Source organism: Streptococcus penaeicida (assembly GCF_002887775.1).
GTDB classification, from domain to species: Bacteria; Bacillota; Bacilli; order Lactobacillales; family Streptococcaceae; genus Streptococcus; species Streptococcus penaeicida.
Map to the genome: position 1 here is coordinate 40,212 of NZ_LOCM01000008.1, position 17,831 is coordinate 58,042.

At 36.5% G+C, this 17,831-nt stretch carries 20 protein-coding genes and 1 pseudogene; 15 read left to right on the forward strand and 6 right to left on the reverse strand.

Features of this window, described 5'->3' with window-relative positions:
• Positions 1–71: 71 nt before the first annotated feature.
• The 7 genes from AT575_RS01845 (at position 72) to AT575_RS01875 (ending at position 5,891) form a co-directional block, all read left to right on the forward strand.
• Entirely contained in the window at positions 72–2,204 is a 2,133-nt protein-coding gene (locus tag AT575_RS01845; RefSeq protein ID WP_102776903.1) for a Tex family protein, read from the forward strand.
• Positions 2,191–2,628 (forward strand): SprT family protein, encoded by a 438-nt coding sequence (locus AT575_RS01850; RefSeq protein ID WP_102776904.1) that lies wholly within the window; start codon positions 2,191–2,193, stop codon positions 2,626–2,628. The genes AT575_RS01845 and AT575_RS01850 overlap by 14 nt, the downstream gene beginning before the upstream one ends.
• A 136-nt stretch (positions 2,629–2,764) precedes the next feature.
• On the forward strand, positions 2,765–3,037 hold the full coding sequence (locus tag AT575_RS01855; RefSeq protein ID WP_102776905.1) for a PspC domain-containing protein: 273 nt from the start codon (positions 2,765–2,767) through the stop codon (positions 3,035–3,037).
• Between the two features lie 184 nt (positions 3,038–3,221).
• Positions 3,222–4,154 (forward strand): HPr(Ser) kinase/phosphatase, encoded by a 933-nt coding sequence (gene hprK, locus AT575_RS01860; protein WP_102776906.1) that lies wholly within the window; start codon positions 3,222–3,224, stop codon positions 4,152–4,154.
• The gene (lgt, locus tag AT575_RS01865) at positions 4,151–4,930 is read left to right on the forward strand and encodes a prolipoprotein diacylglyceryl transferase (RefSeq protein WP_102776907.1); all 780 of its coding nucleotides are present in this window, start codon (positions 4,151–4,153) and stop codon (positions 4,928–4,930) included. The genes hprK and lgt overlap by 4 nt, the downstream gene beginning before the upstream one ends.
• A 17-nt stretch (positions 4,931–4,947) precedes the next feature.
• On the forward strand, positions 4,948–5,352 hold the full coding sequence (locus tag AT575_RS01870; RefSeq protein WP_102776908.1) for a DUF948 domain-containing protein: 405 nt from the start codon (positions 4,948–4,950) through the stop codon (positions 5,350–5,352).
• A complete protein-coding gene (locus tag AT575_RS01875) occupies positions 5,349–5,891 on the forward strand; it encodes a YtxH domain-containing protein (RefSeq protein WP_102776909.1) in 543 nt (180 codons plus the stop codon). The genes AT575_RS01870 and AT575_RS01875 overlap by 4 nt, the downstream gene beginning before the upstream one ends.
• A 96-nt stretch (positions 5,892–5,987) precedes the next feature.
• Here the strand turns inward: AT575_RS01875 and AT575_RS01880 are convergent, their stop codons facing one another.
• Complete coding sequence (locus AT575_RS01880; protein ID WP_102776910.1) at positions 5,988–6,272, reverse strand: DUF3270 domain-containing protein; 285 nt, start codon at positions 6,270–6,272, stop codon at positions 5,988–5,990.
• 155 nt (positions 6,273–6,427) lie between these two features.
• Here AT575_RS01880 and AT575_RS01885 point away from each other — a divergent pair, with 155 nt between their 5' ends.
• Positions 6,428–7,354, forward strand: coding sequence for a peptidase U32 family protein (locus AT575_RS01885; RefSeq protein WP_102776911.1), 927 nt, complete (start codon positions 6,428–6,430; stop codon positions 7,352–7,354).
• A 102-nt stretch (positions 7,355–7,456) separates the two neighbouring features.
• Positions 7,457–8,743, forward strand: coding sequence for a peptidase U32 family protein (locus AT575_RS01890; protein WP_102776912.1), 1,287 nt, complete (start codon positions 7,457–7,459; stop codon positions 8,741–8,743).
• 49 nt (positions 8,744–8,792) lie between these two features.
• On the opposite strand, the gene AT575_RS01895 is transcribed toward AT575_RS01890, so the two are convergent.
• Positions 8,793–9,092: a hypothetical protein gene (locus AT575_RS01895; RefSeq protein ID WP_102776913.1), complete on the reverse strand. Its 300-nt coding sequence runs from the start codon at positions 9,090–9,092 to the stop codon at positions 8,793–8,795.
• Between the two features lie 120 nt (positions 9,093–9,212).
• Between AT575_RS01895 and AT575_RS01900 the strand changes: the two genes are divergently transcribed.
• Both AT575_RS01900 and AT575_RS01905 read left to right on the forward strand, forming a co-directional pair.
• Positions 9,213–9,428, forward strand: coding sequence for a YdbC family protein (locus tag AT575_RS01900; RefSeq protein WP_102776914.1), 216 nt, complete (start codon positions 9,213–9,215; stop codon positions 9,426–9,428).
• A gap of 177 nt (positions 9,429–9,605) precedes the next feature.
• Positions 9,606–11,255 (forward strand): peptide ABC transporter substrate-binding protein, encoded by a 1,650-nt coding sequence (locus AT575_RS01905; protein WP_102776915.1) that lies wholly within the window; start codon positions 9,606–9,608, stop codon positions 11,253–11,255.
• A 19-nt stretch (positions 11,256–11,274) separates the two neighbouring features.
• Here AT575_RS01905 and AT575_RS10955 read toward each other — a convergent pair whose 3' ends face one another.
• Together AT575_RS10955 and AT575_RS01910 are read right to left on the reverse strand one after the other, a co-directional pair.
• Positions 11,275–11,409, reverse strand: a complete 135-nt coding sequence (locus AT575_RS10955) for a hypothetical protein (RefSeq protein ID WP_281254329.1) — start codon at positions 11,407–11,409, stop codon at positions 11,275–11,277.
• Between the two features lie 54 nt (positions 11,410–11,463).
• Positions 11,464–12,591 carry an NAD(P)/FAD-dependent oxidoreductase gene (locus AT575_RS01910; RefSeq protein WP_102776916.1) on the reverse strand — a complete coding sequence of 376 codons (1,128 nt, stop codon included), beginning with the start codon at positions 12,589–12,591 and terminating at the stop codon, positions 11,464–11,466.
• 108 nt (positions 12,592–12,699) lie between these two features.
• Between AT575_RS01910 and AT575_RS10960 the strand changes: the two genes are divergently transcribed.
• The gene (locus AT575_RS10960) at positions 12,700–13,410 is read left to right on the forward strand and encodes an ammonium transporter family protein (RefSeq protein WP_281254330.1); all 711 of its coding nucleotides are present in this window, start codon (positions 12,700–12,702) and stop codon (positions 13,408–13,410) included.
• 5 nt (positions 13,411–13,415) lie between these two features.
• Positions 13,416–13,757, forward strand: a complete 342-nt coding sequence (locus AT575_RS10965; protein ID WP_281254331.1) for a hypothetical protein — start codon at positions 13,416–13,418, stop codon at positions 13,755–13,757.
• Here AT575_RS10965 and AT575_RS01920 read toward each other — a convergent pair.
• Entirely contained in the window at positions 13,754–14,791 is a 1,038-nt protein-coding gene (locus tag AT575_RS01920) for a DNA glycosylase AlkZ-like family protein (protein WP_245871420.1), read from the reverse strand. The genes AT575_RS10965 and AT575_RS01920 overlap by 4 nt on opposite strands.
• Positions 14,792–14,932: 141 nt before the next feature.
• On the opposite strand from AT575_RS01920, the gene AT575_RS01925 reads away from it, so the two are divergent.
• Positions 14,933–15,211, forward strand: a complete 279-nt coding sequence (locus AT575_RS01925) for a hypothetical protein (protein ID WP_102776918.1) — start codon at positions 14,933–14,935, stop codon at positions 15,209–15,211.
• Between the two features lie 43 nt (positions 15,212–15,254).
• Here AT575_RS01925 and lysS read toward each other — a convergent pair.
• Positions 15,255–16,750, reverse strand: a pseudogene (lysS, locus tag AT575_RS01930) (lysine--tRNA ligase).
• Positions 16,751–16,922: 172 nt separating this feature from the next.
• Between lysS and AT575_RS01935 the strand changes: the two are divergent.
• Complete coding sequence (locus AT575_RS01935) at positions 16,923–17,825, forward strand: HAD family hydrolase (protein ID WP_102776919.1); 903 nt, start codon at positions 16,923–16,925, stop codon at positions 17,823–17,825.
• Positions 17,826–17,831 lie beyond the last annotated feature (6 nt).

Here is a 17,831-nt window from a genome sequence, read left to right on the forward strand (position 1 = left end):
GTAGCGTGATTTTTTTTATAAATCACCATCTGCCAAGTGGGAGTAAGGATTTATGATATAATAGTCATACTATGGAAAATAATATTATTGAACGTATTGCTAGTGATTTAAAAATTTCACAAAAGCAAATTGAAGATGTTTTAGCACTAACAGCTGAAGGAAATACTATTCCCTTTATTGCCCGTTACCGTAAAGAAGTTACTGGGAATCTTGATGAAGTCACCATTAAGGCTATTATCGATCAGGAAAAAGCATTAAGTAACTTGGCAGATCGTAAAGAAACTGTCTTGGCTAAAATTCAGGAACAAGGGAAATTAAGCGAATCCCTTAAAGCTAGTATTTTAGCAGCTGAAAAATTAGCTGATGTTGAAGAGCTTTATCTACCTTATAAAGAAAAGAGACGGACAAAAGCGACAATTGCTAGAGAAGCTGGTCTCTTTCCACTTGCTAGATTGATCTTACAAAATGCTCATAATCTCCAAGATGAAGCTGGGAACTTCATTTCTGAAGGTTTTCCAACGCCTGAAGCAGCTTTGGCGGGTGCGGTTGACATACTGGTCGAAGCCATGTCAGAGGATGCTAAATTACGCTCTTGGACTTATAATGAAATCTGGTCTTATTCTGAGATAACTTCAGAACTTAAAGATCAAAGTTTAGATGAAAAGCAGATCTTCCAAATCTACTATGATTTCGCTGATAAAGTTTCAAAAATGCAAGGTTACAGAACCTTAGCACTCAATCGTGGTGAAAAATTAGGCGTTTTAAAAGTTGCTTTCAATCATCATTTTGATAAGATGACACGCTTTTATAGCGTTCGCTTCAAAGAAAGGAATCCATACATTGATGATGTTATTCAACAATGTATCAAGAAAAAAATAGTACCAGCAATGGAAAGACGTATTCGAACTGAACTTACGGAAGCGGCAGAAGATGGTGCTATTGGTCTTTTCTCGGAAAATTTACGTAACCTTCTATTGGTTTCACCACTTAAAGGGAAAATGGTATTAGGATTTGACCCAGCCTTTCGAACAGGAGCTAAACTAGCGGTAGTTGATCAAACAGGAAAATTGATGACCACGCAAGTGATTTATCCCGTTGCCCCAGCAAGTCAGGCTAAGATTGCTCAAGCTAAAAAAGATTTAGCAGCTATTATTAATGACTTTAAGATTGAAATTATTGCAATCGGTAACGGAACAGCTAGTCGTGAGAGCGAAGCCTTTGTAGCAGATGTATTGAAAGATTTCCCTGACTGTTCTTATGTCATCGTAAATGAAAGCGGAGCCTCTGTTTATTCTGCCTCAGAATTGGCCAGACATGAGTTCCCAGATTTAACTGTCGAAAAACGCTCAGCTATTTCCATCGCCAGAAGACTTCAAGATCCATTGGCAGAATTAGTTAAGATCGATCCCAAATCCATCGGTGTCGGTCAATACCAACATGATGTTAGTCAGAAGAAATTATCTGATAATCTAGACTTCGTTGTTGATACAGTGGTGAACCAAGTTGGAGTTAATTTAAATACAGCCAGTCCGATTCTCTTATCGCATGTTTCTGGACTAAATAAAACTATTTCCGAAAATATTGTTAAGTACAGAGAAGAAAATGGTCGCATAAAATCTCGTGCTGAAATTAAAAAGGTTCCACGTTTAGGTGCTAAAGCCTTTGAACAAGCAGCAGGATTCTTAAGAATTCCAAATGCTGAAAACATCCTTGATAATACCGGTGTTCATCCTGAGTCCTACCCGGCTGTTAAAGAACTCTTTAAAAAATTAGTCATAACAGAGCTTGATGAAGCAGCAAAAGCTAAATTAAAGTTTGTGGATAAAAAAGCAATGGCTGCTGAATTAGAAATTGGTTTTGAAACCTTAAAAGACATCATTGCAGATCTCTTAAAACCAGGTCGCGACTTACGTGATGATTTTCAAACTCCGGTACTTCGCCAAGATGTCCTTGATCTTAAAGATTTAGTCATTGGACAAAAATTGGAAGGGACTGTTCGAAATGTCGTTGATTTTGGGGCCTTTGTCGATATTGGTGTCCATGAGGATGGTTTAATTCACATTTCTGAAATGAGTAAAACTTTTGTCAACCACCCTAGTCAAGTCCTTTCAGTTGGCGATTTAGTCACTGTCTGGGTTTCTAAAATTGACTTAAACAGACACAAAGTCAACCTCTCCCTACTTGCGCCAAATGAATCTCACTGATTATGTCAGAGAAGTCTCGGTGGAAGACTTCGGAAAAGAGTTTCGACATTGGGCTAGCTGGAATAAAAGGTTGAAATCAACAGGGGGGCGATTTTTTCCCAAAGATGGGCACTTAGACTTTAACCCAAAACTTTACCAGGAATTTGGACTGGAAGTCTTTCGTCAGATTGTTCGTCATGAGCTCTGCCATTATCATCTTTATTTTGAGAATAAAGGCTACCGACACCAAGATCAAGATTTTAAAAAGCTTTTGAGGGAAGTTGATGGGCTCAGGTTTGCACCCAAAAGTCAGCAAGAAGGACAATACAAGTATTATCGCTGTCAGAATTGTCAAATGCTCTACCAGCGCAAACGACGTATCAATACAAAAAAATATTTTTGTGGACGTTGCCGAGGAAGTTTGCTTGAAATAAGCAAGTCTTAGACGATAAATATTCTTAGGGTAAGAAAAAGCTAATTTTGAAAAGCTAATAATTTAAAAGAAATCAGTCGAAAGACTGATTTCTTTTTTACCTCTAAAGGTATAAAATAATATTAATGAAGATAAAAGGAGTTTTATCATGGAAAGTAAATTTTATAAACAAAGGAAGAATCGATTAGTTGCAGGTGTTGTAGCTGGTTTGGCCGATAAATACGGATGGGATTTACCAGTCGCACGAGTCCTAGCTGCTTTATTGATGTATTTCTCTGGCTTTGGACTTGTTATTTACATAATGCTAGCCATTTTCTTACCATATAAAGAAGATTTGATTGGTAAAGGAACTAATTATGGACCACGCAAAAGAAAAAATGCAGATCCAGCCAACGATGAAGATGATGGTTGGTCTTGGTAAATAAAGCTCTTTGAGGTAGATGCCATAACAGGAAGCATTTACCAAAAGTCAATAGCTTAAGTAAAGTCTTTATTTCCCAAAATAAAGACTTTTTCTGTCAAAAAAATTCACTAAAAGCCCTATTTCTAAGTCTCTGTTTCAGTTATGTTTTTGATTTATGGTATAATAAAAAAAAGGAGAAAATATGACTGTAACAGTAAAAAAACTTGCTGATAGACTGCGTTTAGAAATCATCTATGGTACCGATGAGATCATGAAAAAGGAAATCACAACATCTGATATTTCTCGCCCAGGATTAGAGATGACAGGCTATTTTGATTATTATTCACCAGAGCGGATACAACTCTTTGGGATGAAAGAATGGTCTTATCTAACTAAGATGACATCACATAACCGTTATTCTGTATTAAAAGAGATGTTTAAAAATGATACCCCGGCAGTTATTATTTCAAGGGATTTACCAATACCTGAAGAAATGATTCAGGCAGCAGAAGAAGAAGGTATTGTTCTCTTAAGAAGCAAGGTTTCAACAAGTCGACTTTCAGGTTCTATTTCTTACTATTTGGATTCGCTATTAGCAGAACGGACAAGTGTACATGGTGTCCTAATGGATATCTATGGAATGGGTGTCTTAATCCAAGGTGACTCAGGTATCGGTAAAAGTGAAACGGGATTGGAGTTAGTCAAACGTGGACATCGGTTAGTTGCTGATGATCGAGTTGATGTTTATTCTAAAGATGAAGAAACCTTATGGGGTGAACCAGCTGAAATTTTACGTCATCTTTTAGAAATCCGTGGTGTTGGTATTATTGATGTCATGTCTTTATACGGTGCTAGTGCGGTTAAAGACTCTTCTCAAGTTCAATTAGCTATCTATCTTGAAAATTTTGAAGCTGGAAAAGTGTTCGATAGACTTGGGAATGGTAATGAAGAAGTCGAATTTTCTGGCGTTAAAATCCCTAGAATTCGGATTCCAGTCAAGACAGGACGTAACGTTTCAGTCGTTATCGAATCTGCTGCCATGAATTATCGAGCTAAGCAAATGGGATTTGATGCAACCAAAACCTTTGAAGACCGCTTGACGCAATTGATTAGCAAGAATGAGGAAGTTAGATGATCGATCCAATAGCCTTTAAAATTGGACCCTTAGCCATTCATTGGTATGCTATTTGTATCATGTTAGGCTTATTCTTAGCTGTTTATCTTGCTAGTAAAGAAGCACCACGTAAAAATCTTACAAGTGATGATATTATTGATTTTATTTTAATCGCTTTTCCGCTAGCTCTTATCGGAGCCAGACTTTATTACGTGATTTTTGAGTGGTCCTATTATTCACAACATTTAAATGAACTTTTTGCTATATGGAATGGTGGAATAGCCATTTACGGGGGATTGATTACCGGTGCAATTGTTCTCTTTATTTATTCTTATTATAAAGTGATTAATCCGATTACCTTTTTAGATATTTTGGCACCAAGTGTGATGATTGCCCAAGCTATTGGACGGTGGGGGAATTTTATTAACCAGGAAGCCTATGGTAAAATTGTAAGTCATTTAGATTATTTACCAGCCTTTATTCAAAAACAAATGTTTATTGATGGGCATTATCGAACACCAACTTTTTTATATGAATCCCTTTGGAATTTAATCGGGTTTACAATAATTTCAATTGTGAGACGGAAGAAGCATTTTTTAAAGGAAGGTGAACCATTAGCCTTTTATTTAATTTGGTATGGTATTGGGAGATTTATTATTGAGGGAATGCGAACGGATAGTTTAATGTTCTGTGGCTTTAGAGTTTCACAAATTGTTTCATTAGCCCTTATTATTTTTGGAAGTATTTTTGTTATTATTAGACGTCAAATGAAGGAAGTCCCTTACTATCAAAAATAGGGAAAGAGGAGAAGAATATGGATTTAGTCGGAATTGCCCTTATTATTATTGCATTAGCTTTTGTTGCTTTAGTTGTTTTCTTAATTTTAGTATTGAAAAAAGTTTCAGCAACAATTGATGAAACAAAAAAAACAATTAGCATGTTAACAAGTGATGTAAACGTCACACTTTATCAAACCAATGAAATTTTAGCAAAAGCCAATGTTTTAGTTGAAGATGTTAATGGAAAAGTATCCACTATTGATCCATTATTTGTTGCTATTGCAGACCTATCTGAAAGCGTTTCGGACTTAAATGTTCATGCTCGGAGTTTAGGTCATAAAGCAAGTACTGCAACTAGTCAAGCTTCAACAATTAGTAAAGCAGCACTTGTTGGAAAAGTTGCCAATAAATTTTTTAACAAAAAAGGAGAAAAAGCATGAGTAAATTTTTAAAATCATTAGTGGTCGGAACAGCTACAGGACTTGCAACAGCTTATTTCTTAGGTACTGAAAAAGGAAAAGAATTAAAAGCACGTGCTGAAAAGGCTTATGAAGCTTATAAAGAAAATCCAGAAGAATACCACCAAATGGCTAAAGAAAAAAGTAATGAGTATAGCCACTTAGCTAAAGATACCTTTAACACTTATAAACAAAAATTTGAAACTGGAGAAATTACTCCTGAGCAAGTTTTTGAAACTGTTAAAGAAAAAACAAGTCAGTTTGTTCAAAAAACAAGTCAACAATTTACTGAAGAATCAGAACATGATTACACTGAATCAAGTGATGTTAATCTTTCAGAAGAAGATGTCATTATTGATTACGAGGCTATTCAAGAAGCTGGAGAAAATTCAGAAATGGCAGAAACAATTCCTGTTATGACTGAATTAGATCCTGAAACAAGTAGTGATTTAGGTGAAGATAGCTTACAAGCTGCTCAAACACCAGAGTTTTCAGAAGAACATTCAGAAAGCAACTTTTAATCCCAAAACAGACTTTGTCACTGACAAAGTCTGTTTTTATGTTCATTTTTTTAAAAGTTTTTACAATTGAAAAAAGTTCTGACTGGAGTCAGAACTTTAGGATAGGAATGAATGAATTGATTTTGTTAATTTTGAAGTTGCACCGTAGCTAACAAAGCTAGAGATTAAGAAAGCCCATAGGGGAGCTAAATTCATAGCGAGTAGGACAAATGCGATTAAAACAGTAATCATGGAAAAAATAGCAACACGTGCAAAGAAGAGTAATTCTTCTAATTTTGAACTTTGGGTATTAAATTCTTGAAAATCTTGATACTTTGGTTCAAAGTCAGCTTCTTGATAAAGATAATCAAATTCTTCTTGCTTCTTTAATGGTGAAGGCATAGTCCACTCCTTTCTTACGAGATACTAAGTCATTTTACCATAAAAAATGACTTTTGTCACTACTATTTAAAATATTTGAAAATTTAAGCACAAAATGGCGAAATTGACAAGAAATGTGCTTTCAGGTTGAGATAAATTTGGTATAATTGAATCCTATGGAAAAAATAATTGTAACAGCTACTGCTGAAAGTATTGAACAAGTAAAACAACTCTTAGCCATTGGAGTTGATCGCATTTACATTGGTGAAGAAAATTACGGCTTGCGTTTGCCTTATAATTTTTCAGAAGATGAGATTCGGCAAATTGCCAGCCTAGTGCATGAAGCTGGAAAAGAACTTACTGTCGCTTGCAATGCCTTGATGCACCAAGATATGATGGATAATGTTAAGCCATTTTTGGATTTGATGAAAGAAATTCAAGTGGATTACTTGGTTGTCGGAGATGCTGGTCTTTTTTATGTCAATAAAAGAGACGGCTACAACTTTAAGTTAATCTATGATACCTCAGTTTTTGTAACTTCTAGTCGACAAGTCAATTTTTGGGGACAACATGGTGCAGTTGAAAGTGTGTTAGCAAGGGAAATCCCTTCTGAAGAGCTCTTCCAATTAGCGGAAAATCTAGATTTTCCTGCGGAAGTATTAGTTTATGGGGCATCAGTTATTCATCATTCAAAACGTCCTTTGCTGGAAAACTACTATCATTTCACTCATATTGATGACCAGGTCACAAGACAACGGGGGCTATTTCTTGCTGAACCAAGCGACCATGATAGTCACTATTCTGTCTATCAAGACAAACACGGAACGCATATCTTTATGAACAATGATATTGATATGATGTCCAAGTTAGGTCAGCTATATGAGCATCGATTGGGCCATTGGAAATTGGACGGTATCTATTGTCCTGGTGATAACTTTGTCGAGATTTGTAGCTTGTTCTTGCAAGCAAAAGATCTGATTGAAAATGGCCAATGGAGTTTAGAGAAAGCAGAAGAGCTTGATCAAAAAGTAAAAGATTTACATCCAAAGGGTCGAGGTCTAGATACTGGCTTCTATGATTTTGACCCAAAAACAGTTAAATAAGTAACTTTTCCTTAAGTGCGAGTTTTGCTATTTCAAGGCTTGAGGAAAAATTTTTATACATAGATTTTTATCTACCTATCTTGAAAATAGAAAGAAAAAATAATGACAAATAAGAAAAAAAGACCAGAGGTTCTCTCACCTGCTGGAACTCTAGAAAAATTAAAAGTTGCTATCGATTATGGTGCAGATGCCGTTTTTGTAGGTGGTCAGGCTTACGGTTTACGTAGTCGGGCAGGAAACTTTTCAATGGAAGAATTGCAAGAAGGAATAGACTACGCCCATGCTCGGGATGCTAAGGTCTATGTAGCTGCAAATATGGTTACCCATGAAGGTAACGAAATCGGTGCTGGCGAATGGTTCCGCCAATTACGTGATATGGGCTTAGATGCTGTCATCGTTTCAGATCCAGCCCTAATTGTTATTTGTTCAACTGAAGCTCCTGGCTTAGAAATTCACCTTTCCACTCAAGCTTCATCAACCAACTATGAAACCTTTGAATTTTGGAAAGAAATGGGCTTGACCCGTGTTGTTTTAGCCCGGGAAGTTAATATGGCTGAGCTAGCTGAAATCCGTAAACGGACTGATGTAGAAATTGAAGCCTTTGTTCACGGAGCTATGTGTATCTCATATTCTGGTCGTTGTGTTCTTTCAAACCATATGAGTCATCGCGATGCTAACCGAGGAGGCTGCTCTCAGTCTTATCGTTGGAAATACGATTTATATGACATGCCATTTGGTTCTGAACGTCGTTCTTTGAAGGGTGAAATACCAGAGGAGTATTCCATGTCTTCAGTGGATATGTGTATGATTGACCATATACCTGATTTAATTGAAAACGGCGTTGACAGCTTGAAAATTGAAGGTCGAATGAAATCAATTCATTACGTGTCAACCGTGACTAACTGTTACAAAGCTGCCGTTGATGCCTACATGGAAAGTCCAGAAAAATTTCATGCCATCAAAGAGGAACTTATTGACGAGCTTTGGAAGGTTGCACAGAGAGAATTAGCGACAGGCTTTTACTACGGAACGCCAACTGAGAACGAGCAACTCTTCGGTGCCCGCCGTAAAATACCACAATATAAATTTGTTGGCGAAGTTGTCGCATTTGATGATGACACCATGACCGCAACTATCCGCCAACGCAATGTTATCCATGAAGGGGATCGGATTGAATTTTACGGACCAGGATTCCGTCATTTCGAAACAATCGTGACAGATCTTCATGATGAAGATGGCAATAAAATTGACCGTGCACCAAATCCAATGGCTCTCTTAACCATTAGTTTACCGCAAGTTGTGAAGCCAGGTGACATGATCAGAGCCTGTAAAGAAGGATTAGTAAACCTCTATAAAAAAGATGGAAGTAGCCAAACCGTAAGAGCATAATAAAAAAATGATGATAGAAGAGATTTTCTTGCTCTTTCTACCATCGTTTTTATTTTGTATGAGGTAAGGGAGAAATTTTTTCAATGTCTTTTAAAGTGATTATCGAAGTCAATTTGTTTTGACTGTTATTGAAAATAATTTGTCCTTCATTTTTATCATATTTAACAATAAGACCAGTATAGCTTTTTTGATTGGCGATAAGATGGACTGGTACTTGTTCACTTACTGCCTTTTTAATCTTCGTAATAAGTTGGTTATGGTTTAATGAAATCTTACCATGTTTTTCTCTAGGTTTACTTTCTATAAAATCGATAAGGTGGTCTTTGAGAATAGTCATAAATGATTTCATAGCTAAATTCCTTTTTTCTTGTTAAAATAGTTTTATAGTATTTTACCTTAAATCATAAAATTTTTAAAGAAATAGCAATTTTTTCAAAAGATTTTCGAATCAACTATTAGGAGGATAAAAATGGCTGAATTCACATTTACAATAGAAGAACATTTATTAACCCTTTCTGAAAGTGAGAAGGGTTGGACAAAGGAATTAAATCGTGTCTCCTTTAATGGTGCAGAACCTAAATGGGATATCAGAACCTGGAGTCCAGATCACACCAAGATGGGAAAAGGAGTTACTTTAAGCAACGAAGAGTTTGACAAGTTGGTTAAAGCTTTTAAAGAAAACTAAAATGTTCTTCAATCAAAAAAAATAACCTAGATATCATCTAGGTTATTTCTTAATCTTTGTGGATAAAAATACAATAGAAAAAATTTTCTAAATTGTTTGACAATTAATAAAACTAGTGATATGATTGAATATATAACTTATTTATTAAAAGTTAAGAAAATAATAGGAGCTATTTTTATGAAGGAATGGAAAAAATATGCAACTTTAGGGCTTGTGGCACTTTCAACAGTGACTCTGGTTGCTTGTGGTGGGCAGTCTAAGGAAACCAAGACTGGCTCAAAAGATGTGATTAACTGGTACACACCGACTGAAATCATTACATTAGACATCTCAAAAAATACTGACCGGTATTCTGCAATGGCCATTGGAAATTCTGGTAGTAATTTACTCCGTGTTGGTAAAGATGGAAAATTAGTCGCAGACTTAGCTGAAAAAGTCGATATTTCAGAAGATGGTAAAACTTATACAGCAACATTACGAGATGGTCTCAAATGGTCGGATGGATCTGATTTAACAGCTGAAGACTTTGTTTATACATGGCAAAGGATGGTTGATCCTAAAACAGCTTCTGAGTACGCCTATTTAACAACAGATGCTCATTTGAAAAATGCTGATAAGATTCTGTCAGGCGAAATCAAAGATTTTAGTCAATTAGGTGTCAAAGCAGAAGGGAATAAAATCATTTTTACTTTAGACACACCAGCACCACAGTTTGAAAGCTTACTGTCTTTCTCTAACTTCGTTCCTCAGAAAAAAGCTTTTGTTGAAAAAGCGGGTAAAGATTACGGGACTAATTCAGATAAACTCATTTATTCCGGTCCTTACACAGTCAAAGACTGGAATGGTACAAGTGGTAGTTTCAAACTTGTCAAAAATAAATATTATTGGAATGCTAAAAAAGTAAAAACCAAAACAATCAATGTTCAAACGGTCAAAAAGCCTGATACAGCAGTTCAAATGTATAAACAGGGACAATTGGATTTTGCTAATATCTCAGGTACTTCAGCAATCTTTAATGCTAATAAGAATAATAAAGATATGATTGAAATTGCTGAAGCTCGAGCTGATTATATTGTTTATAATGAAACAGGTTCTGTAAAAGCCTTAACTAATGCTAAAATTCGTAAGGCACTTAACTTAGCTACAGACCGTGAAGGTTTGGTCAAAGCAGCTGTTGATACAGGTTCTAAAGCAGCTAAAGCTTTAGCACCAACTGGTTTGGAAAAACTAACTGATGGGACAGATTTAAGTGAACACGTTGCTCAACCATACTCTTATAATAAAGAAGAAGCGGCTAAATTATTCAAAGAAGGCTTGCAAGAACTTGGGGTGGATAAGCTAACTTTAACAATGGAAGCTGATTCTGATAATCCGGCTAAAAAAGCTGCTGTTGATTACCTAAAAGAAGCTTGGGAAAAGAATCTACCTGGATTCACTCTTGAAGAAAAATTTGTTACCTTTAAACAACGCCTAAAAGATACTAGCAACCAAAACTTTGAAATTGCCTTTGTTAGTTGGGGTGGTGATTATCCAGAAGGATCAACATTCTATGGATTATTCACAACAACATCTGATTACAACTATGGTAAAATTGCTAGTCCAGAATACGACAAAGCCTATAAAGAAGCTTTGACTACTCATGCTTTAGACAAAGATGCAGCTGCTGATGACTACAAAGCCGCAGAAAAAGCCCTATATGAAGGTGCTCATTATAACCCACTTTATAATCTTTCTAACGCAGGCTTACAAAATCCAAACGTTAAAGGATTGGTTCGTAACTCAACTGGTCTCGATGTAGACTTTTCTCAAGCTTATAAAACAAAATAAAAAATAAGACCTTAGGGTCTTATTTTTTTAGGCGATCAGCAAGGCCAATTAAGATTAGGATAAAACCTAAAATCAAGAAGCTCATCTTATGACTACTTAATCCATAAATGATAAAAATAGCAGCTGAAAGATAGGAAATGTATTCTTTTTTCATGATAACTCCTTTAAGAAACTTTCTCTTATTGTACCATAAATTGGCCTTTCACTCCTAACAATCACAGTTGACTTGGCAACAAGATAAGTCATCCAAATACATTTGATTTGCTTTGAAAAAAGCGACTTCTTCTGGATTTAAAGTCCAATTTTCCCGTTTGGCTATTTCAGCAATGACTGGTAAAAAGCGTTGACGGAATTTATAAATGTAACAAAAAATGGTTTGTCCCTGTCTCAAACTAGGACCAATTAAGAAACAATTATCTTGGACGGTCGATTCATCCTTTTCATTGACTTTGGGTAATTGCTGAGCATCATAGTCAAAAAGGTCAATGCCATCTATTAAGTGACAACAGTTGCGAAATCCGGTTGCTAAAATAGGTTTATGATGACTATTGGCGCAAGACCCATCCTCAAAAGTCACATGATAAATCTGCTTAATAAGTTCAATCTTGCGAGCTTTTTTACCTTCTTTAATGTGAATATGGTATTTAGGATCTGATTGAATATGTTTCAGTCTTACTTTTGTTATTGGTGACAGAGATATACTGGGGTCGGGATTATCTTCTTTAGCCCCAAAACAATCAGTGAAAAGATGAACCTCATTCCCTAAGTAAGCCAGATGGGTTAAGGCATCACAAGCACTCTCATTTCCGCCAATAATGATAAAGGGTTTGTCAGAAGTGACATGAAAATGCTCAACATGGCCGTAGTGCATAGCTAGTTCAGCACCTTGGATACCGGTGGTATTTGGATTTTGAAATTCACCGGTAGCAAGAATCAGATACTTTGCTTGGTAGAGTCCCTGACTGCTATCAAGTTGATAGTAACCATTTGATTTGTTAATCTTAGTAACCTGACAGTTTTCTTGTACAGCGATGCTATAAGTTTTAGCAACTAATCTTAAATATTGACCATACTCTTGCCCTGAAAGATGTTCCTTTTCAAATGAATAAGCAGGAGAAGTGTCTGGAATAACGGCATTCATATCTGGAAAACCGAATCCATTACTGGTAAAAGAAGGGGTGATAAACTGAGTGGTTTTTGGCCACTTATGAAAACTATCGCCAATAATTCCTTTCTCTAAAATAATATAGTCTTTGATTCCAAGTCGTTCTAAACTTGCTGCAAAGCCAATCCCAGCTGCACCGGCACCAATGATAATAATCTTATAGTTCTTCATACAATCTCCTTGACAAAAATAAAAATCTGCTTTAAAATACTTAACCAGTTAAGTAAAAACTAGTCTCAGTTTAACAAAAGAATTTTAGTTTGTAAAGGATGGTTACTTGTGTTTCTATTTATTTGTATCTTAATGATGTGGTTGATGATTTTTGGCGTAGGAATGACCTATTATGCCAATCTTTCTGGAAAACTAAGTGGAAAAATCATTTTCCAGTTTGTTATCCTCATTCTAATGGCCTCTTTAGCATGGTTGCTTTGGGGTTATGGTCTTTCCTTCAGAACTAGTATTTGGTCGGTACTTTTTGCCGGAAACATAAAATTGAAAGATAGTCTTGAAACTTTCTTTCAACTCTGTTTCTTTCTTTATGCCATCGTAATGCTTGTCGGTTCTGTTATGGATCGTTTAAGAACTGGCCAGCTAATCTTACTCGGAGTGCTTTGGATGACTTTTGTCTACTGTCCACTAGCATACCTGATTTGGAATCCAGAGGGCTTCCTTGCACAGCTAGGTGTTCTAGATTTTTCAGGTGGTATCGTTGTACATCTATCAGCGGGTTTTTCAAGTTTGGTCTTAGCACTTTTGCTTGGACCAAGTCCTCACCTGCATAATGACCCAGTAGAAGTGAAGTGGCATTATCTTGGCATGCTTTTCATTACCCTTGGCTGGTTTGGGTTTAATGCCGGTCCTGTAGGTGAGTTAAATCAGCAAGCAGGCCTGGTTCTGATAAATAGTCTCATTGCTATTATTGCTGGCGGGATCAGCTGGTCAGTAGCGGAATTCTTGATTGAGAAGAAAGAATCAGCCCTGCAGTCTTAAATGGGATGGTTGTTGGACTGGTCACCAGCACAGCTGGTGTTGGCTATCTTGCTCCCTGGCAGATGCTTTTGATTGTCAGTATTTCTTCTACTATAGCATTTTTAGCCATGTGGCAACTGAGACTAAGAAACTTAGTTGATGATGTGGTCGATTCTTTCGCCATGAATGGTGTAGGAGGTTTTTGTGGTTCACTAGGAATTCTTTTATTCTATCCAAGCCATTTGATTGCACAGTCAATTTCAATTTTATTAACGATTCTCTTATCGCTTTTTATGACTTGGCTAATTGCAAGGTCTGTCGTTTGGGAAAGATTTAAACTAATCGTCTTTTTGAAAAGCTTGATTTAAACAATTTCCTCATATGTAACAGAATGCAAAAGACGCTTCATCATCTGACAATAATGGCTAAAGACTTTTTCGATTTCTTTTTTATCTTTTTTGCTGAAAGCTTTTAAATAATTGACTGTAAAACGAATATCTTTCTTACTGACTTTAAAAGTCCAAGTAGCCTGTAACTGTCCTTTTTTCAAGATTAAGGCTGAAATCTGGCCGGCTTTTTTCCAGACTAAAGGAGCTAAACTTGGTGGAATGAGTAAGTCTTTATGATGGTAAGCAACTAGTAAGGGATCAAATTTTCCAATCACTAAAATATTTGGTAAGTCTATTTCAGGTTTTAAGGCTTGATAGTAATAAGTTACCTTGTTAAAGCTTAAAGACTTACTGTTTGGCAATGGGATATTGGTTATTTCTGACAGTTTTAGTCCGAAAAAGTGAGCTGCATCTGACAAAGTAGCAGGGCCATAGAAGGCAAAATAGGCTTCTAGTAGCTGGCTTTCAAGATCCAGATTTGCTTCGGAGGGTAGATTATCCCAAAAAACCAAACGATCCTCTGCTTGAGGATACCACTTATGATAAAGTTGACCCTTGCGTGAATGGAGTAAGAAGAGAGCGCTCCATTGGAAAAGAACTTTACTATGAGGTTGAAAGTTTTCTAGGAGCACTTGTCGTTCGACGGGCTTTAGCAATTGATTGGCTAATTGTTCTTGAAGCTCTTCCAGTTGGTGGCCTTCTTGACTCAGGTAATTTTCAGGCCATAATTTTTGGTGATCTAAAAAGCGGCAAATGGCTTTCCATTGCTCATAGGCAAAAAAGTGATAGGTTTGCCGTTGCCCCCAGGCTAGGATAGCATTTTGTGCTAGCTTTTCGAAAGTTTCTTTCTGGTCTTTTGGTAAACGGATAGCGATATTAAAGAGGGCATGATTGAGGTATTGAGCTTGAATTCCTAAGGATTTTTCCAAGAGTTCTTCAGGTGATGTGAATGGTTCAAGTAAACCGTGGTTATTAAAGCGATTGGCTAAGAGTAAATCTCTGGTGTTGTCCATGACACTAACTTTCTTCATAATATTTTTGAAAATCTAATAATTCATTATAGCATAGGAAGACAGAGAAATGTGGGATGCTCTTGCTATAAGTATTTGAAAAGCCTGACAATAAAGGATATAATGGCAGTAGGAGGATAGCTTATGTCACTTAAATTAATGCTCTTAGCAGTGGTTATTGGAATTTTACTTTTTGTCATTTTCTTTATGAAAACACGCATTAAAGAACAAGAAGAAATGATACCGGGTGCTGCCTTTCCAAATGAAAATGAACCTGTAATTGCTGCCGAAATCTCAGATGAACTCAAAGCAAAACTGCTAACACTCAAAGAATCCGGTCAACTGATTAAAGCCATCAAACTATTAAGAGACCATACTGGATTGGATTTGAAAACAGCCAAAGAATATGTCGAAAATTTATAAGCCAGCAAAAAGCCACTAATTGATATTAGTGGCTCTTTTTATTTTAAAGATTTTTCATGGTTGGGAATAGTAGAACATCGCGAATAGTTGTCGTATCTGTTAACAACATGCAAAGTCTATCAATACCAATACCAAGTCCACCTGTAGGTGGCATACCATATTCTAAAGCTTCAACGTAGTCGTAGTCAATACCAGTTGCCTCATCGTCACCCATTTCCTTAGCTTGAGCTTGCGCTTCGAAACGAGCTAATTGGTCAATCGGATCGTTCAACTCCGTGAATGCATTAGCATATTCTTTGGTAACGATGAACAATTCAAAACGGTCAGTGAAACGAACATCATCAGCATTTTTCTTAGCCAATGGTGATACTTCTACGGGATGTCCATAAACAAATGTAGGTTGGATAAGTGTTTCTTCAACAAATTCTTCAAAGAAAGCATTGATGATATGACCAACAGTAGTGAAATGAGATTCAAGTGGCACATATTTTTCTTTAGCTAAAGCTTGTGCTTCCTCAACTGACATTTCTTTCCAGAAATCAATCCCAGTAACTTCTTTAATAGCATCAACCATGTGAAGACGTTTGAATGGTTCATTGATCCTGATTTCTTGTCCTTGATATTCAATTGGGCCATCACCTTTAACGGCTTTAGCAGCATGTTGAATGATACCTTCTGTTAAATTCATGATGTCTTGGAAGTCAGCATAAGCTTCGTATACTTCAATCGACGTAAACTCTGGATTGTGGGTTGCATCCATACCCTCGTTACGGAAGATACGACCAATCTCATAAACACGTTCCATACCACCAACAATTAAACGTTTCAAGTGAAGTTCAGTTGCGATACGAAGTACCATATCAATATTTTGCGCGTTATGATGAGTAATGAATGGACGAGCAGCAGCACCACCAGCTTCGTTGTGAAGAACAGGAGTTTCAACTTCTAAGAAATCTTTGCCATCTAGGTAGCGACGAATTTCAGAAATAATTTTTGAGCGCGTGATGAAGCGGTCAAAGCTTTCACGGTTAGAAATTAAATCCAAATGACGTTTACGGTAAATGGTTTCAATATCAGTTAAGCCATGGAATTTTTCAGGTAGTGGACGAAGGGCTTTTGATAAATGAGTTAAATGAGTGGCTTTAATGGACAACTCGCCCATATCAGTACGCATGATTTCGCCTTCAACACCAAGAAAATCACCTAAGTCAGCTTTTTTGAAAATATCATAGTTTTCTTCGCCAACAGAGTCTTTACGAACATAGATTTGGATTTGACCTTGGCGGTCTTGGATATGAGCAAAACCAACCTTTCCTTTACCACGCTTGGTCATGAGACGACCAGCATGATAGCTGTTTCGTTTACTTCGTGTAAGTCTTCTTTTGATTTGTCAGCATATTTTGCTTTTAATTGTTCAGAATTGGCTGTTCTTTCGAATCGTTTTCCGAATGGATCGATGCCTTTTTCTGCCAAAGCCGTCATTTTTTCACGACGGACAATCTCTTGGTCATTTAATTCTTCGATATGTTGATTTGACATGAGTTCCTCCAATAAGTTTTCCCTTTTATTGTAACATAAAAGCCTTTAGAATACACCCTATTTTTCCTTGGATTCAATGCCTTTAAAGGAGATAATACTATTTCACTATTTGAAATCAACAAGAGAAAATAGTATAATATGACAGACATTACAAAAGAAGGAAATGAGACTCATGATTACAGCCATTGTTTTTGACGTTGATGATACTATCTATGACCAGCAAGCACCCTATCGCATTGCGATGGAAAAATGCTTCCCAGACTTTAATATGGCTATGATTAATAAAGCTTATATTCGCTTTCGGCATTATTCAGATACCGGCTTTCCAAGGGTAATGGCCGGTGAATGGACAACTGATTATTTCCGGTTCTGGCGTTGTCGTGAAACGCTTTTGGAATTTGATTACCCAGAGATTGACCAGGAAACTGGGACTCATTTCCAAGAAGTCTACGAAAAAGAACTTGAAAATATTACTATGTTGGACGAAATGCGTATGACTTTGGATTTCTTGAAATCTAAGGGTGTACCCATGGGAATTATAACTAATGGTCCAACGGAACACCAATTGAAAAAAGTGAGAAAATTAGGACTTTACGACTACGTGGATCCTAAGTGTGTGATCGTTAGTCAGGCGACTGGTTTCCAAAAACCTGAAAAAGAAATCTTTAACTTGGCTGCTGAACAGTTTGGAATGAATCCGCAAACAACACTTTATGTTGGTGATTCTTACGACAATGATATTATGGGGGCTTTTCATGGGGGCTGGCATTCCATGTGGTTTAACCACCGTGGCAGAAGCTTAAAAGCAGGAACTAAGCCAGTTTATGATGTTGCTATTGATAATTTTGAGCAACTCTTTGGGGCCGTTAAAGTTCTCTTTGATTTACCTGATAATAAATTTATCTTTGATATCAATGATAAGAAAAACCCTATTTTAGAAATGGGTCTGAACAATGGTTTAATGATTGCGGCAGAGCGTCTGCTTGAAAGCAATATTAGCATTGATAAAGTAGTGATGTTATTACGTTTGACTAAGAGTCAGGAAAAAGTTCTTCGTTTGAAATATGCTAAATAAAAAATG

Coding starts and splice junctions, on each gene's coding strand:
- AT575_RS01925 (WP_102776918.1), top strand. CDS start 14,933: ATGTCACTTAAATTAATGCTCTTAGCAGTGGTTATTGGAATTTTACTT.
- AT575_RS01890 (WP_102776912.1), top strand. CDS start 7,457: ATGACAAATAAGAAAAAAAGACCAGAGGTTCTCTCACCTGCTGGAACT.
- AT575_RS01880 (WP_102776910.1), bottom strand. CDS start 6,272: ATGCCTTCACCATTAAAGAAGCAAGAAGAATTTGATTATCTTTATCAA.
- AT575_RS01900 (WP_102776914.1), top strand. CDS start 9,213: ATGGCTGAATTCACATTTACAATAGAAGAACATTTATTAACCCTTTCT.
- lgt (WP_102776907.1), top strand. CDS start 4,151: ATGATCGATCCAATAGCCTTTAAAATTGGACCCTTAGCCATTCATTGG.
- AT575_RS01855 (WP_102776905.1), top strand. CDS start 2,765: ATGGAAAGTAAATTTTATAAACAAAGGAAGAATCGATTAGTTGCAGGT.
- AT575_RS10965 (WP_281254331.1), top strand. CDS start 13,416: ATGGTTGTTGGACTGGTCACCAGCACAGCTGGTGTTGGCTATCTTGCT.
- AT575_RS01845 (WP_102776903.1), top strand. CDS start 72: ATGGAAAATAATATTATTGAACGTATTGCTAGTGATTTAAAAATTTCA.
- AT575_RS01920 (WP_245871420.1), bottom strand. CDS start 14,791: ATGGACAACACCAGAGATTTACTCTTAGCCAATCGCTTTAATAACCAC.
- AT575_RS01885 (WP_102776911.1), top strand. CDS start 6,428: ATGGAAAAAATAATTGTAACAGCTACTGCTGAAAGTATTGAACAAGTA.
- AT575_RS01850 (WP_102776904.1), top strand. CDS start 2,191: ATGAATCTCACTGATTATGTCAGAGAAGTCTCGGTGGAAGACTTCGGA.
- AT575_RS01905 (WP_102776915.1), top strand. CDS start 9,606: ATGAAGGAATGGAAAAAATATGCAACTTTAGGGCTTGTGGCACTTTCA.
- AT575_RS01875 (WP_102776909.1), top strand. CDS start 5,349: ATGAGTAAATTTTTAAAATCATTAGTGGTCGGAACAGCTACAGGACTT.
- AT575_RS01895 (WP_102776913.1), bottom strand. CDS start 9,092: ATGAAATCATTTATGACTATTCTCAAAGACCACCTTATCGATTTTATA.
- AT575_RS01870 (WP_102776908.1), top strand. CDS start 4,948: ATGGATTTAGTCGGAATTGCCCTTATTATTATTGCATTAGCTTTTGTT.
- AT575_RS01935 (WP_102776919.1), top strand. CDS start 16,923: ATGATTACAGCCATTGTTTTTGACGTTGATGATACTATCTATGACCAG.
- hprK (WP_102776906.1), top strand. CDS start 3,222: ATGACTGTAACAGTAAAAAAACTTGCTGATAGACTGCGTTTAGAAATC.
- AT575_RS10955 (WP_281254329.1), bottom strand. CDS start 11,409: ATGAAAAAAGAATACATTTCCTATCTTTCAGCTGCTATTTTTATCATT.
- AT575_RS01910 (WP_102776916.1), bottom strand. CDS start 12,591: ATGAAGAACTATAAGATTATTATCATTGGTGCCGGTGCAGCTGGGATT.